Annotated in this window: 9 protein-coding genes and 4 pseudogenes; 6 read left to right on the top strand and 7 right to left on the bottom strand. The window is 70.0% G+C overall.

Going from position 1 to position 14252, the window contains the following annotated elements:
* Positions 1-16: 16 nt before the first annotated feature.
* Both AMK26_RS20390 and AMK26_RS20385 read right to left on the bottom strand, forming a co-directional pair.
* A pseudogene (locus tag AMK26_RS20390) lies at positions 17-2298 on the bottom strand (tetratricopeptide repeat protein).
* Positions 2299-2348: 50 nt separating this feature from the next.
* Positions 2349-3166: pseudogene (locus AMK26_RS20385) on the bottom strand (oxygenase MpaB family protein).
* A gap of 1685 nt (positions 3167-4851) precedes the next feature.
* Between AMK26_RS20385 and AMK26_RS37040 the strand changes: the two are divergent.
* Positions 4852-5313, top strand: a complete 462-nt coding sequence (locus tag AMK26_RS37040) for a hypothetical protein (RefSeq protein WP_158071136.1) — start codon at positions 4852-4854, stop codon at positions 5311-5313.
* Positions 5314-5566: 253 nt separating this feature from the next.
* On the opposite strand, the gene AMK26_RS37035 is transcribed toward AMK26_RS37040, so the two are convergent.
* Both AMK26_RS37035 and AMK26_RS20370 read right to left on the bottom strand, forming a co-directional pair.
* Positions 5567-5707, bottom strand: coding sequence for a hypothetical protein (locus tag AMK26_RS37035; protein WP_158071135.1), 141 nt, complete (start codon positions 5705-5707; stop codon positions 5567-5569).
* A 419-nt stretch (positions 5708-6126) separates the two neighbouring features.
* On the bottom strand, positions 6127-7110 hold the full coding sequence (locus tag AMK26_RS20370) for a universal stress protein (RefSeq protein WP_198944122.1): 984 nt from the start codon (positions 7108-7110) through the stop codon (positions 6127-6129).
* Between the two features lie 221 nt (positions 7111-7331).
* On the opposite strand from AMK26_RS20370, the gene AMK26_RS20365 reads away from it, so the two are divergent.
* Positions 7332-7838, top strand: a complete 507-nt coding sequence (locus tag AMK26_RS20365) for a flavodoxin domain-containing protein (RefSeq protein WP_073756101.1) — start codon at positions 7332-7334, stop codon at positions 7836-7838.
* Positions 7839-8104: 266 nt separating this feature from the next.
* Positions 8105-8752 (top strand): CBS domain-containing protein, encoded by a 648-nt coding sequence (locus AMK26_RS20360; RefSeq protein ID WP_073756100.1) that lies wholly within the window; start codon positions 8105-8107, stop codon positions 8750-8752.
* 38 nt (positions 8753-8790) lie between these two features.
* On the opposite strand, the pseudogene AMK26_RS37895 reads toward AMK26_RS20360, so the two are convergent.
* From AMK26_RS37895 to AMK26_RS20345, 3 genes and pseudogenes are all read right to left on the bottom strand, one after another.
* A pseudogene (locus AMK26_RS37895) lies at positions 8791-8996 on the bottom strand (DUF1918 domain-containing protein); the annotation flags it as partial.
* Positions 8997-9313: 317 nt separating this feature from the next.
* On the bottom strand, positions 9314-10186 hold the full coding sequence (locus AMK26_RS20350) for a universal stress protein (RefSeq protein ID WP_073756099.1): 873 nt from the start codon (positions 10184-10186) through the stop codon (positions 9314-9316).
* A complete protein-coding gene (locus AMK26_RS20345; RefSeq protein WP_073756098.1) occupies positions 10186-11088 on the bottom strand; it encodes a universal stress protein in 903 nt (300 codons plus the stop codon). The genes AMK26_RS20350 and AMK26_RS20345 overlap by 1 nt, the downstream gene beginning before the upstream one ends.
* Before the next feature lie 245 nt (positions 11089-11333).
* On the opposite strand from AMK26_RS20345, the pseudogene AMK26_RS20340 reads away from it, so the two are divergent.
* The 3 genes and pseudogenes from AMK26_RS20340 to AMK26_RS20330 all read left to right on the top strand — a co-directional run bounded on the left by AMK26_RS20340 (position 11334) and on the right by AMK26_RS20330 (position 14246).
* Positions 11334-12751, top strand: a pseudogene (locus AMK26_RS20340) (nicotinate phosphoribosyltransferase).
* A 5-nt stretch (positions 12752-12756) separates the two neighbouring features.
* On the top strand, positions 12757-13059 hold the full coding sequence (locus AMK26_RS20335) for a DUF4389 domain-containing protein (RefSeq protein ID WP_443333172.1): 303 nt from the start codon (positions 12757-12759) through the stop codon (positions 13057-13059).
* A gap of 308 nt (positions 13060-13367) precedes the next feature.
* On the top strand, positions 13368-14246 hold the full coding sequence (locus tag AMK26_RS20330; protein WP_073756097.1) for a universal stress protein: 879 nt from the start codon (positions 13368-13370) through the stop codon (positions 14244-14246).
* Positions 14247-14252 lie beyond the last annotated feature (6 nt).

The following is a 14252-nucleotide window of genomic DNA, read 5'->3' as shown; positions in this document are numbered from 1 at the left end:
ATCCTCCAGGGGCCGCTCAGGGGCCGCTCCGCCGGCGGCGCAGGTCGGCGACCCGCCGGTACAGCTCGACGGCCTCGGTCTGCCGGCCCAGCTGCTGCAGGCAGTGCGCCTGGTCGTTGCGGCTGGCCAGGGCGTCGGGGTGGGTGGCGCCGAGCACCCGGTTCCGGGCCTCGGCGACCCGCTCGTACACGGAGAGCGCCTCCGCCCAGCGGCCCAGCCAGCCGAGCCCGACCGCGACCTCCCGGCAGCTGACCAGCGTGTCGGGGTGGTCGCGGCCCAGCACCCGTTCGCGGATCCGTACACCTCACGGGCCTCGGCGAGGGCCTCCTGCCAGCGGCCGAGCCGGCCGAGGTTGACGCCCAGGCCGTGCCGGGCGCGCAGCGTCTCCGGGTCGTCCGGGCCGTGCGCCCGGGTGCGGGCGTCGACGAGGTCGCGGTACAGCTCCAGCGCCTCGTGGCTGCGGCCGAGCCTGCCGAGGCTTATCCCGACCTCGTACCGGGCGGCGAGCGTGTCGGGGTGGTCCGGGCCGAGGGCGTGGGCGCGCGCGGCGGCGACCTCGCGGTAGGTGCGCAGCGCCTCGGGCCACCGTCCGAGCTGGCCGAGCGTGTACGCCACCTCGTACAGGGTGACCAGGGTGTCGGGGTGCTCGGGCCCCAGCAGCCGGGCGCGGGCGGCGGCCACGTCGTACGCCATCCGGTACGACTCCTCCAGGCGGCCGAGCCGGCCGAGGTTGAACGCCAGGTTGTGGCGGCAGCGCAGCGTGTCGGGGTGGTCGGCGCCCATGGTGCGCGTGCGGGCGTCGAGGACGGAGGTGTACGCCTGGTGGGCCTCGAAGTGGCGCCCGAGCCGGCCCAGGACGTACGCCATTTCCTGCCGGGCGGTGAGCGTGTCGGGGTGGTCGGGGCCCAGCACCCGGGCCCGGCCCTCGGCCACGCGGCCGAACTCGCGCAGTGCGTCGGCGTCGCGGCCGGTTCTGCTGAGCGTGAAGCCGACCTCGTACCGGCTGGTGAGCGTGTCGGGGTGGTCGGGGCCCAGGGCGTGCTCCCGCTCGGCGGCGACCGCGCGGTGCACCTTCCCGGCCTCCTCCCAGCGGCCCAGCCGGCCCAGGCTCAGGCCCGCGTTGTGGCGGCCGGCCAGGTGGGCGAGGACATCGGGTGGCGGGGTCGGGCGTGGGAGGCGGGGCGGTGCCGGTGCGGGGAGGGCGGTGCCGCGCGGATCGGTGGAGGTGGTCCACTCGCCGGTGAGGCCGGCCGCCGGGTCGGGCGGCGGGGCGGTGTGCAGGAGGGTGGTGCCGACCGCCTTGTGCCCGGTGGTCATGCCGCGCGTCCAGGACGGCAGGTGGTGGTGGGCGTAGGGGTACGCGGGGGCGAGGGGGAAGGGGGCGTGGAGTACGGCGGCAGGGGCCGGACCAGGGGCGGGGGCGGGGGCCGGGGCGGTGGCGAGGGCCGGGCGGGCGGCGTCGGCGATGCGGCGGCGCAGGTCGGCGGCGTCGGAGGGGCGGGCGTCGGGCGCCTTGGCGAGCAGGTCGAGGACGATCCGCTCGAAGAACTCGGGGAGCTCCGCCCGGTGATTGCGCAGCGGCTCGGGCGGCGTGTCGCGGTGGCCCACGAGTATCGCCCAGGCGTCGCCCATGTCGAAGGGCGGGACGCCGGTGGCGATCTCGTACAGGACGCAGCCCAGCGAGTACAGGTCGCTGCGGTGGTCGACGTGGCCGCCGCTGATCTGCTCGGGCGACATGTAGTGCGGGGTGCCCATGGCGATGCCGGTGCCGGTGAGGCGGGCGGTGAAGCCGATGTCGGCGCCGAGGCGGGCGATGCCGAAGTCGCAGATCTTCACCGTGCCGTCGGCCAGCCGCATGATGTTGGCGGGTTTGAGGTCCCGGTGCACGATGCCCTGCCGGTGGGTGTAGGCCAGGGCGTCGGCGATCTGTTCGGCGATGTCGACGACGTCGTGGACGGGCAGCGGGTGCTGTCGGTTGTCCTCCAGGAGCTGGCTGAGGTTGCGGCCTTCGAGGAGCTCCATGACCAGGTGGAGCAGGCCGTCGGACTCGCCGAAGTCATGGACGACGGTCACGCCGCGGTGCTGGAGCGCGGCCGCGACGCGCGCCTCGCGGCGGAAGCGCTCGCGCAGTACGGTGACGAAGTTCGGGTCCTGTTGCGGCCCCAGCGGCTTGAGGCACTTGACCGCGACGCGGCGGCCGAGCGATTCGTCGGTGGCGCGCCACACCTCGCCCATGCCGCCGCGTCCGATCAACTCTTCCAGCCGGTAGCGGCCTTGAAGCAGCCTGGTCTCCCCCATCGCGTGCCATCGCCCCCGTCGAGTCCCCGTCGATCCGCCCGTCGCCCCCGCTACGCCCTCCCCGGCCCGTCCAGTATGGCGGCCCGTCTGCGGAGTTTGTACGGGGCCGGGCGGCTGTCGGGTCCCAGTCTGGACATGGCTTTGAGGATGTGCTGGGGCGGGAGTTGCCAGCGGATACGGGAGGGGACGCAGCGCAGCAGGTTGCCGGTCGCGATCAGCCGGTGCGTGACCGTGTCGGGGCTCGGCGCGGGCCTGCCGTACAGGGCGTGGGCATAGGGAGGGAGGGAGTGGTACGCGAGGGCCGCCGCGCGCCGCCAGAGCAGGGCGCGCGCGGGGACCAGCGCGGTGGGCACGGGGGGCCGGCGCAGGAAGGCGTCGACGGTGCGGGCGTCGGGGCCGGCGGCGAGGTGGGGGCGCATCGCCGCGAAGTACGCGTCCAGTTCGGCGGCCGAGGCGGGCACGCCGGACGGGTCGAGGCCCACGAGCCGGGCGCTTTCGCGGTGTTCGGCGAGGTAGCGGTCGGCCTGGGCGTCGAGTCGATCTCGGCGCAGTGGACCCACAGCAGCAGCTCGGGGTCGTCGACACCCAGCAGCCGGTGGATCCGCCGGACGCGGGCTCCGGCCTTCTCGGCGGCCGCGGTGGTGCCGTAGGTGAGGGTGCCGACGAAGCCGGCGGTGCGCATCAGCCGGCCCCAGGCGTCGTCCAGGAAACTGCTGTTGATCATGACTCCGCGTACGGCGGCGGGGTGCAGGGCCTGGAGGCACAGGGCCCGGACGCCGGCGATCCACACCATGGGGTCGCTGTGCAGCTGCCAGGTCACCGAGCCGGGCCCGAAGAGGCCGGGGTCCGCGTCGCCGCTGTCACGCATGGGGGTGACGTGTGACTAGCCGTTCTTGTCACCGGCGAGTGCTTCTGGCCTGCAGGTGTGCCACCTAGCTTCTGTGCCACATCAGGTCGCAGTCAGAAAATACTTGGCACACTGGTACAGCTCGAGGCTTCCTACCCTCTGTCATACCCGCTCCCCATGGCTGCAAGTCTTGGTGCCCGTCGCCGGAGCGGGTGGGCGTTTCCGGAAGGAGACTCAGATGTGGCGGGAGGCGACAGCGGCGCGGCAGTGGCCATGCGCCGTGCGGCGGAGGTGGGGATACCGCGCCTCGCTTGACACGGTCGAAGCGACAGCGCCATTCCCGGACGGTGGTCAGCTCTCGCCGACTGAGCGGAGCGTGGCCGACGAAGAGGCATTCTGCCTTCGTACCGCGCGCAGCATGATGGTGGCCGTGATACGTCGGGCATCTGCCGCGCCGCCTCATCGGCCAGGCGCCACGCAATGACTGCGTTTCCCCAGGTCATCACCCGTAGCTCAGTCAATCGAGCACATGCATGCTAAACGATAACCGCAGGTTCAGACCGCGCCTGGGATACGTGGCGAACGCATACTCGTCCAGGAAGACGGTCAGGCGTCGGTGCCAAGTCGCTGAGGGGGGCCGCCCCGCCCCATGGCTTCCCGCGCCACCGACAACACTGCCGTCGATCAAGTCCGGCGAACAATCGTCGACGCCGAGGAGATTCACCAGTGGCAACGGCCTGTAGCGCAGGGCTTGCTGAGCTGGCTGACTACGGAGCAAGGCGCGACACGCACGCACGCCATAGAACTCCTCGGCCGAATCGCTGTCCCTGCTGACGGCTGGGGGCATGCGGAACATCCGGACGCCCCCCATGACTCGACACTGGCCTCGGAAGTGGCCGAAGCCGCGGCTACCTTCCTCATCGATGATGATGACGCGGAAAGCTCGCTACGAACAGCAGACCTTCTGCGCAGCTGGCTGCTCTCGATCGGCGACCACACCACGCCTTCTGGTCAATCGGTCAGTGCTGTAATCGCGCACTCCATCGCTCAAACAGCACACACGTGCCTCGAACTCGCCACCGCTGCGTCTCGGATCCTTCCTGACCTCCAGCTCCAGGACGCCACCACCTGCGTCACGGCCATCGCCGGAAATCTCCGCGCGCCGGAAACCTACGACGGACCCTTGGGTGACGCCCTCGCAGAAGTGCTCCTCACGTACCTGCGATGGAACACGGACGACCCCGATGCCCAAGCAGCTGCACAAACGTGCTTGACCACCCTGACAACTTCCCTTGCAGCCGCCGACGCACGAGGCGCTTTCGCCCGCCGTCATCTGCCAGCCGTCATGAGTACAGACACAGGACGGGCAGCCGGCCCTACCCTCACCGACCTATTCATGGGTCTGCTCGGCCAGCCTCACCACGCACTCACAAACGAGACACTCGCAAGCGTTTACGTACTGCTTCACGATCCTGGCACCCGAGCGAACCGTCTCAATCAAGTCCTTCAGCAGCTCTACGGGTGGATGAACACACTTCCCGCCCCCCGCCGTCACCTTCGCCTCGCACTATGCTGCGGAACCGGCCGTGTCCGCACAATGGCTTAGTCGGTTTGCAGCACACTGGGCCCAGCTACCAGTCGCCGAACGATCACTCACTGCGGCTGCAGCAGGCCGGAACGACGTGAGTCAATCCAATGTACCGCCGATGATTGCTCAGCACATCATCGACAGCGGCACGCCTGCAGACTGGCAGCACGCCACCGACTTGTGGGACAAGGTCGGTAGTGACCTGCAAGCCGCCCTACTGGCAGCAGCCAACGGCCACTGCTCGGCCCTCGCCGAGCGAGCCAACGGAGCACCGGCCGACTTGTTGAAAAGCGCCCTGGACATCGCAACCGACGCAAGAGCACACGAAACACTGCTGCAACTGATCTCAGCAAGTCCGCAGGCATCGGACGCCATCTGCCTCCACGTTGCGGAACTCATCAACAGCCGCGACTGGGGCGAGGCACGCGCCGTCCGGGCAACGGCCTCATGCCCTGCCCCCGCGCCTCTCTGGGAAGTACTCCTCGAAGCCACGCAGAACGATCAGACGACCCTCCAGCGTGTATGCCCGCTCATCCGGGTTCTCATCACCTCAGCTCCGCCTCCGTCCCGGACAAGCTGACCGACCGGCTGGCGCCAGCACTTCCCGACGCCACACCAGACAGCGCCACAGCGCTCGGCCATGCTGTGGGGTGCGCACCTGATCTGGCCAACAGGCTGCGTCGCACGCTGTACGGTCACAGCAAGACAGCCGCCGAGAAGGAACGTACCGCCGCGTTCAGAGCGCTGCGGGCATTCGATGAATATGGGGCGGCAGTGCCGCACAGACGTCCGCGTTACGGCCGTAGGCCGCGGCGGACCCTTGGCCGCTCTGCTCACTTCAAGAGCAGTTCGTCGGGTTCGAGGCCGCTGACCATCTCCGCCTTCGGGACCACCCGTAGCGCGAGTTCGCCGATGCCCACTTCCCGCACAACGGCGGCAGCGCTGGCTCCGTCGTCGCCTGTCACGATGTGCACCCGGAACCTCGGCGTGCTCGGGCACATAGCCAGCGAGAGTCTCCACGGCGCGTTCTGCTTGCCGCTCCTGCAGCAGCGCGAAGGCCGCGTTCACCATGATCACCACGATGATGGTCCAACCGAGGGCCGCGATGCCGGCCACGAAGGCGAGGGCTGCGGCGGCCCAGAGCAGGAGGGCGAGCGGGTGCGCCAGTTGCTGAACCAGTTCCCGGCTTAGAGGTCTGCTCCTTCACCTGGACCTCGTCAAGCCCGTGTACGGTCAGTCGTCGGCCCGCCTCTCGGCCTGACAGGCCTTCGGCTCCGGTGCCGAGTTCACGGCGGAGCAGGGACAGCGGCTCGCGCGGGTCCGGGCTGATCGTCGCCGACGCCCCGGGAGCGGACAGGTGCGTCATGGGACGGCCTCCGCACGTGACGGGAGATCAATTCCACTGCGGTACGAGTGCCACCGGGCAGGCGGCGTAGTGCAGCAGCGCGTGATTCACCCGGCCGAGGTGCAGACCGCTGCCGTTGAGCCTGCGCTGGGCTCCGACGACCAGCAGGTCGGTTGTTTCCGACTGCTTGAGGAGCACGTCTCGGGCCGGCCCCTCCACCACGATGCGGTGGACGTCGACCGAGGGGAATTCGCCGACGGACTGCTTCAGTGCCTCATCCAGCAGGGCCCTCGTGCGTTGCCCGTGCTGGTCTTCGTGGCGCGGGAGGTCGAGGAGCTTGCTGATGGACGTCCGTGGGGGACGGTGCCACGCCAGCACCGCATCGAGGGCGCAGCCACGAGCCGCCGCGACTTCGAAGGCGAAGTGCAACGCTGCCGAGCTGCTTTCGGCATCCGCGACACCGAGCAGAATCTTGTCGTACCGGTCCGCGGAAGGCCGGGCGCCGGCCCGGACCACCACCACGGGGCACTGTGCACGGGCAGCGACGACCAGGCTGACGGAGCCCAGCAGGAGATCCTTCAGCTCACCACGGCCTCGTGCCCCGGTGACCAGTGCGGAAGCGTTGCGGCCGGCGTTCAACAGGACCGAGACGGCGTCACCCCAGACGAGTTCAGCGGTGACCTTCAGGTCCGGGTTGCGCGTCCGGGCCCGCTCCTGAGCAGCGTCGATCACGTGCTGCCCGATGTCCTGCCCACAGGGATGATCCGCACCGGTCTCCGGACCGCACACGGGTTCCCCGTCGTCCGTCATCGTCGCGTGCACGATCTTCAGGGGCAGGGCCAGCCGGGCTGCTTCGTCCACCGCCCAGTCCACTGCGCGGAGGCTGGCGGCCGATCCGTCCACTCCAACAACGAGGGGCAACCACACGGTCTCCACCACCTTGGTGTCGGTGCCGGACTTCTCACCTGAAGGACACCGTCGCACCGCGCGTACGTGCGTACGAGAGGCGGATGGGGCAGAGACAAGGGCCATCCGGCCCCGTCGGTTCCGAGGGCGGGACCGGATGTCCGCAGCCGGCGGCGCCGGCCTGCCGCATCGGATGGAAGAGGGCCGTTCGGCCCTGAGCTCTGCCTCACCGGCCCTTCAACGTGCCCGCACTTGAGCGCACCCTCGGAAGTGGAACCACTCGCACACCGGGCGGATGACGCGCTCAGCACACCTCCCGGTGTGCTCGAAGAAGGGCGGTGGAGACAGTGTCCGAAAAGGTACTGGTCACCTATGGGACCAAGAACGGTTCGACCGCCGAGATCGCCGACTTCATCGCCTCCGTCCTGCGGGACGAGGGGCTGGAGGCGGAGGTCCGGCCGCCGTCGGAGGTCACGGACGTGGCGCCCTACGGCACGGTCGTGATCGGCGGCGCTCTCTACATGGGCCGCTGGCACCGGGACGCCAGGCGCTTCGCCCGGCAACACCGCCAAGAGTTGCGGGAACGGCCTGTCTGGCTCTTCAGCAGCGGACCGCTCGACCCCTCGGCCTCGGAGCGGGAGATGCCGCCCGTCCCGAGCGCCCGGCGAGCACAGCGTCGTACCGAGGCGCGTGATCACGTCACCTTCGGCGGACGACTCGCGGCTGGAGCCAAGGGCCGTATGGCCAACGCGATCCTCGACGAGAACCGTGGCGGTGATTTCCGTGACCTGCCCCGCATCGCGGAGTGGACTGCCCGGGTGGCCTCCGAGATCAAGGCTCCCGAAGGGTCATGAACCCATGCCTGCGGCGGTCCGGACGCGCCAATGGCGCGAGTATCCCTTGCGCCGGCGCGTGGACGTTCTCGGGCGCGGCTGCCGCTGCTCATCGGCAGCGAGGTCTTCGTTGGTGCACCGGCGGTCGACACAGCTGCCGACTGGTACGCCTGCCAAGACGAACGGGCTGCCGCGGCCGTGCAGGAAGCATCACTCTGAACTGCGCCTCGAAGGAACCGAACGCTGCGCCGGTGCGGACCGGCCGGCCTGAGCCGAGGAGGCTTGCGATGACCGCGTCACCCCACACCGTGAGCGACGTCATGACCCACACCGCTGTGGCGGTGGGCAGCCGGGCGTCGTACAAGGAGATCGTCGAGCTGATGAACCAGTGGAAGGTCAGCGCCCTTCCTGTGCTGGCGGGCGAAGGCCGTGTCATCGGGGTGGTCTCGGAAGCCGACCTGTTGCCCAAGGAGGGGTACCGCGTCGACGAGGAGATCCTGCGCGACCGACCGCTCGCCGACACTGCCAAGGCAAGCGCGGTGTACGCGGAGGACCTCATGTCGAGCCCCGCCGTCACCGTCCACGCGGACGCCACCATCGCCGAAGCCGCCCGGATCATGGCAAGACGGCACGTCAAGCGCCTGCCCGTGGTGGACGGCCTCGGCCTGCTGGAGGGTGTCGTCAGCAGGAGCGACCTGCTGAAGGTCTTCCTGCGGTCCGACGAGGACATGGCCACCGAGATCCGGAACACCGTCCTGCCGGACCTCCCGGCCACGGCCCGGATGGACGTGGCGGTCGAGGACGGTGTCGTGACCTTGGGCGGCGAGCTGCGGGACCGGGCGCTGGTGCCCCTGCTGGCCAGGGCGATCAGGGCCGTGGAAGGAGTCGTGGACATCCGGGTCGACCTGCACAGTCCGGAGGTGATCGCGCGCTGACAGCGCGCTCGCCACAGGCGCGTGGGTGGCGCCCGTCAGAGGTGTCTGATGTGGGCGTCGGGCCCAGGGAAGAACAGCGTGACCCTTCCGGTGTCGGACCAGCGCACGTCGTAAGGTGGGCTGCCGTCGTCGTGGTGCAGGCGACCACTTCGCCGTCTCGACGCACCACGCCTACGGTCGGTCCCTCGACGATGATCTGGTCTCCGAGCCGCGCACGTGTTCCTCCGTCAGCGCTCCTCTCCAGTCCGGTCCTGCTCTCCGTGAGCAGGTGTGGATGACTCGTCCGGGCCATGGCCGTCTCCTCTCCCGTACTTGTCGTCAAGGCGACGCATCGCCTCGCCTCTTCAGCTTCATCGTCCGGCGGCGCCTCTACCGGCTCCAGGGGTCACGAGGGTCGATGACCGGGACCGTCCGGCCCTTCTTGAGGTACCGGCGCTCGAAGGGCGGTGCCGCGACGCATGACAACTCCCGCAGGCCCCCGCGCAGCCGCGCGGCCAGGTGGCCGAGCCCGGCTCCTGCCAGTCTCCTGTCCGTCGATCGGCTTCCGGCCGGCCGGGCCGTTCAGGTGTTGATCACGGGCACGGTGATCACGGGGCAGTGCGCACGGTGCAGCAGTCCGTGCACCACCGACCCGAGGCGCATTCCGGTGTACCCGCCTCGCCCACGCCGTCCGACGACCACGGCCAAGGCATCCGCGGACGCCTGCGCCAGCCGTTCGACAGGGTGGCCCCGCAGGACCTCCCCTGTCACGGGGACGTCCGGGTACTTCCGCGTCCAGCCGGAGAGGGCCTCATCGAGCAGTCGGCTCCGTTCGTCCACCGCGGCCTGATCGTCGCCGAACGCGATGACGGGCCGCTGCCATACCCACACGGCCTGTACCGCCGCACCGCGCAGACTCGCCTCTTCGAAGGCGAACCCCACGGCAGCCTGAGACGATTTGCTGCCGTCGACGCCGACGACCAGGCGACCGGGGAGGTGTGCCGTGTGCTCGGGTTCTCTGACGACGACCACCGGGCACTCCGCCTGTGCGCTGAGCGGAACGATCACTGAGCCGGCGCTGAGGATCTCCTCCGGGCTGCTGAGCCGGCGCGAGCCGACGACCACCAGGCGAGCGTGTGCCGATGCTTGCCGACACAGAACCGCGGCAGGCGGGCCGTCGAGGAGTTGTGTGGCCAGGGGCAGGTCCGGCCGCAGGGCGCGCACCGTATCCGCTGCCGTGGCAAGGCCCTTCTCACCCTGTGCCCGCAGCGAGGTGTATTGCGGGGTCGTGTCCACGTGCTGCGTGTCGTGCATGGGAGGCACCGACAGCAGCAGCCGCAGGCTCAAGCCCCTGCGCACCGCCTCGTCGGCTGCCCACGCCAGTACGGGCACCGAGACCTCACGGGGGTCGATGCCCACGAGTACCTCGTTACGGCTTGCTGCTGCGTTCGTCATTACGCCTCCTCACCGTTCCTGCCCCTGCGGGGCACGATCACGACCGGGCACTGCGCGTGGTGCAGCACGGCGTGAGCCACACGCCCCAGACTGGGGCCGAGACCCATGGGTCGTCGGCGAGCACCCATGACCAGCACATCCGTGTGGCGGCTCGCTTCGACGAGGACGCCGGCGGCAGACGTTCCACTCGCCACCTCCGTCGTGAGCGTGAGGCCCGGGAAGGCACGGCGAAGTGGCTCGACGAGCGCTTCCATACGCCGGGCGTGTTCCTGCGCCATCTCGTCCAGGCCGTCGAGCATCGTGGCCATGCTCCCGGCGTGCGCCAGGGGGTTCCACATGCTCAGCACCCGCAGCGTGGCCTTCCGGAGCTGTGCCTCCCGGGCCGCGTATCCCACCCAGCCCCGGTCGGCCGTGCCACGAACCGCCGCCGTGACGGTCCCGGTGTCAGGCGCGTCGGGTTCTCCCCGCACCACCACGACGGGCAGCCGGGAACGAGCGGCCACCTCAAGCCCGACGGATCCAAGCATGAGCGCGCCGAAACCGCCGAGACCCCGGTTGCCGACCACGATGGTGTCGTGGGGGCCGGCGGACATGTGCAGGGCGGAGACGGGGTCCTTGCGGCTGAGCTCTCTGACGACGGTGAGATTGGGAAACCGCTCCTGCGCCGCGAGGGCAATCTTGAGGAGCAGCTCGCGGCCGGTGTCGTGGATCTGATCGATGGCTTCGGCGGACGCGAACAGCGTCAGGCGGTCCAGGTCCGCCGCGTACACGATGCGCAGTGGCCGACGGCGCCGGTCCGCCTCGGCAGCCGCCCACAGCGCGGCTCTCTTGGCGGGTGCGGAGCCGTCGACGCCGACGACGACCGTTCCGAGGTCCGGGCCACCACCAGTGTGGGTGTTCATGGTCCCCTCCTCCGGAGTACTCGTCGTACCTTCACGCTGTCACCGCAGGACGGGCGCTGGGAGGGCCGCCCAGGTCCCTGGTAGGGCCGAAGGGCACTGTTCCTCCCTCGCGACGTCCGGGCCGGTGTGTAACCCACTCGGCCCTGTAGCTCCTCGTTGGCCGTGTTCGACGCTGGAAGCGCGGGAAGGCCGGCCCGACCGGGACACGACCCCCGCCCTCGCGCAGCGAGAAGGCGGTGAGCGCGATGTCGCGCGTCACGACCACAGACCTCTACGAAGTGACCATGGCCTTGTCCTACCTCGAGGAGGGCATGGACGGGACCGCGACGTTCAGCCTCTTCGTACGTGACCTGCCGCCCAACCGCGGCTTCCTGGTCAGCGCCGGACTGGAATCGGCGCTCGACTACCTGACCGATTTCCGTGTCACCCCCGCCGACGCCGAAGACTTCGCCGCCGTGCTGCATCGGCCGCGCCACGAACTGGAGCCACTCGTCGGTCTTCCGTTCCGCGGTGAGGTGCGCGCCGTCCCGGAGGGACATGTCGTCCTTGCCGGAGAGCCCCTCATGGAGTTCACGGCGCCTCTGCCGCAGGCCCAGTTGGTCGAGACGTACCTCCTGAGCCAGGTCAACCATCAGACAACGGTCGCGTCCAAAGCGGTCCGTTGCGTTCTGGCAGCGGCGGGGCACCCCGTCGTCGACTTCTCCTTGCCCCGCACCCATGGTCCGGAAGCCGGCATGCAGGCAGCCCGCGTCGAGGCCATGGCCGGCTTCGCCGGGACAGCAATGTCGCCGCGGCCACGCGCTGGGGCATGCCCGCATCGGGCACCATGGCGCACTCGTACATCGAGGCGTTCCCTGACGAGGAAGCGGCCTTCAGGGCGTTCGCCCGGGCTCACCCCGGCCCGGTCACCTTCCTCGTCGACACGTACGACACCCTGGGCGGTGTCGCGACGGCGTCGCGGGTCCTCAACGGCCTGCGCCGTGGACCCGGTTGCGCGATCCGGCTCGACAGCGGCGACCTGGGCGCCCTGGTCCCGAAGGCCCGCGCCGCACTCGACGCGGCCGGCCTGCGGGATGTGGCGATCATCGCCAGTGGGGGGCTGGACGAGTACGGCATCGACGCCCTCGTCCGCTCCGGCGCCCCTGTCGACGTCTACGCGGTGGGCACCCGTGTCGGCACGTCGGCCGACGCCCCGTACCTCGACTCGGCCTACAAGCTGGTGGAGTACGACGGCCGGCCCGTCATAAAGCTGTCGTCCGCCAAGGTGAGCGCACCGGGGCGCAAGCAGGTCTTCCGTACCGCCGGGCAGCCCGACCTCATCACACTGTGGGACGAGCCACCACCGGCGGGCGCGGAACCTCTCCTGCGCACCGTCATGCGTGACGGGCGCAGGACCGGCCCGCCGGACGACCTCGCCACCGCCCGCGCGCGGCTCGCCGCCGACGTGGCCGCGCTTTCGGAGCCCGCGCTGCGAGTCCACGGTCCGGAGCCGTCCCGGCCCCGTGTCTCGCGCCGGCTCTCGCAGCTGACGACCGACGTACGTCGGCGGCTGCGAGCCGGTATGCACAACGCCTCGTCCCGCGACGGCTCCCGCGGCGAGGCGGCCCTCTCAGATCGTGAAGAAGCCCCGCGGGGGGTCCGTGCGACGAAGAACAGGAGTTGATGGTGATGACGACGTTCCCCGCGACCTACGAGCCGGTCCGAATCAGGGGCGTACTGGACAAGCCCCTTTCGCGGTGGCTCTGGCTGGTGAAGTGGATCCTGGTGATCCCGCACTACGTGGTGCTGTTCTTCCTGTGGATCGCGTTCTGCCTGACGTCCGTGGTCGCGTTCTTCGCGATTCTGTTCACCGAGCGCTATCCGCGCCCGCTGTTCGACTTCAACCTCGGAGTGCTGCGCTGGACTTGGCGGGTCTCCTATTACGCGTACGGTGCTCTCGGCACCGACCGGTACCCGCCCTTGACATCGTGATCGGCTTCTTCCTGGGCGCGCGATCTCCACGCGCTGATCACGGGGCTCAACCGGTGGGTGCTGCGGGTCGCCGCCTATGCCAGGCTCATGACGGACAGGTATCCGCCCTTCCGACTGGACCTGGGAGGTGACGAACCCGTGCTCACGGCGTGATCTCCACGCCCCGCCCCTGGCGCCGGCCCGGGCAGCCGGCGCCAGGGACTTTCGGCCCCGCGCGTGCCCGGTCGGCCCCTGCCCGTCCGCTCCCTGAACAGGGAAGCTGGACGTGTGACCGAAAGGTACGGCCCTCCCGCCCGGAGGAGGCTCTCATGACCGGCAACATCGCCGTCGGCGTCGACGGTTCGCCGGAGAGTCGCACGGCCGTCCGGTGGGCGGCGCATGAGGCCAAGCTGCGGCAGACACCGCTGCACCTCGTCCAGGCGGGCGAGTGGCCGTTCCTCCCTGGAGCCCTTTCCCCATACTCGCCGGCGAGGTCGCGCTACACGGACCACGTCCTGCGATCGGCAGCGGAGAAGGCGCGACGCCGGTACCCCGCAATGACGGTCATTTCGGACAGGCCCACCAGCCTGGCCGATCACGCGCTCATCGCCGAGGCCAACGGATCGGGTGCCGTGGGTTTGATGGTCCTCGGGTCCAAGGGCCTCACCGGCATGCCCGGGTTCCTGATCGGATCCATTGGCATGGCGGTCGCCGGCGCGTCCAAACGGCCCGTGGTTCTCGTACGACCGGGGACGGACCCGCTGACCGAAAGCGGCGACATCGTGGTCGGCCTCGACCTCACCGAGTCTTCTGCCGACCTGCTCGGCTTCGCCTTCGCAGAAGCGTCCTGCCGACTGTGCACCCTCCATGTCGTACACGTATGGGCTCAGCCTCCCGACACGTACAGCCTGGCGGAGGGCACCACCCCGGAAGCGGAGCTCGAACTCCGTACGGTGGTGGACAAGGCCCTCGACGAAACACTCGCCCCCTGGCAGCGACGATTCCCGGCTGTGCCGGTGGTGGCGCAGGCAGTTGCCGGCGTACCCGGAGCCGAACTGGTCTACGCGTCCGCCGGCGCCGACCTGCTGATCGTCGGCCGTCACGAGCGACGAGCCGCCCTGGGGCCACGCATCGGTCATGTGGCGCAGGCCGTGATCCATCACGCCGCCGCTCCCGTCGTCGTGGTTCTGCAGACCCGCCGTCCATGACCGCAT

This window comes from Streptomyces sp. CB03234, assembly GCF_001905885.1.
Classification (GTDB): Bacteria; Actinomycetota; Actinomycetes; order Streptomycetales; family Streptomycetaceae; genus Streptomyces.
The sequence above is the reverse complement of the archived record's forward strand: the minus strand, read 5'-3'. Positions and strand labels throughout refer to the sequence as shown.

What these genes read in the sequence shown, in the direction of transcription:
- AMK26_RS20345 (WP_073756098.1), bottom strand. Translation starts at nt 11,088, where the DNA reads ATGAACACCCACACTGGTGGTGGCCCGGACCTCGGAACGGTCGTCGTC.
- AMK26_RS20350 (WP_073756099.1), bottom strand. Translation starts at nt 10,186, where the DNA reads ATGACGAACGCAGCAGCAAGCCGTAACGAGGTACTCGTGGGCATCGAC.
- AMK26_RS37040 (WP_158071136.1), top strand. Translation starts at nt 4,852, where the DNA reads ATGATTGCTCAGCACATCATCGACAGCGGCACGCCTGCAGACTGGCAG.
- AMK26_RS20370 (WP_198944122.1), bottom strand. Translation starts at nt 7,110, where the DNA reads ATGGCCCTTGTCTCTGCCCCATCCGCCTCTCGTACGCACGTACGCGCG.
- AMK26_RS20330 (WP_073756097.1), top strand. Translation starts at nt 13,368, where the DNA reads ATGACCGGCAACATCGCCGTCGGCGTCGACGGTTCGCCGGAGAGTCGC.
- AMK26_RS20360 (WP_073756100.1), top strand. Translation starts at nt 8,105, where the DNA reads ATGACCGCGTCACCCCACACCGTGAGCGACGTCATGACCCACACCGCT.
- AMK26_RS20335 (WP_443333172.1), top strand. Translation starts at nt 12,757, where the DNA reads ATGACGACGTTCCCCGCGACCTACGAGCCGGTCCGAATCAGGGGCGTA.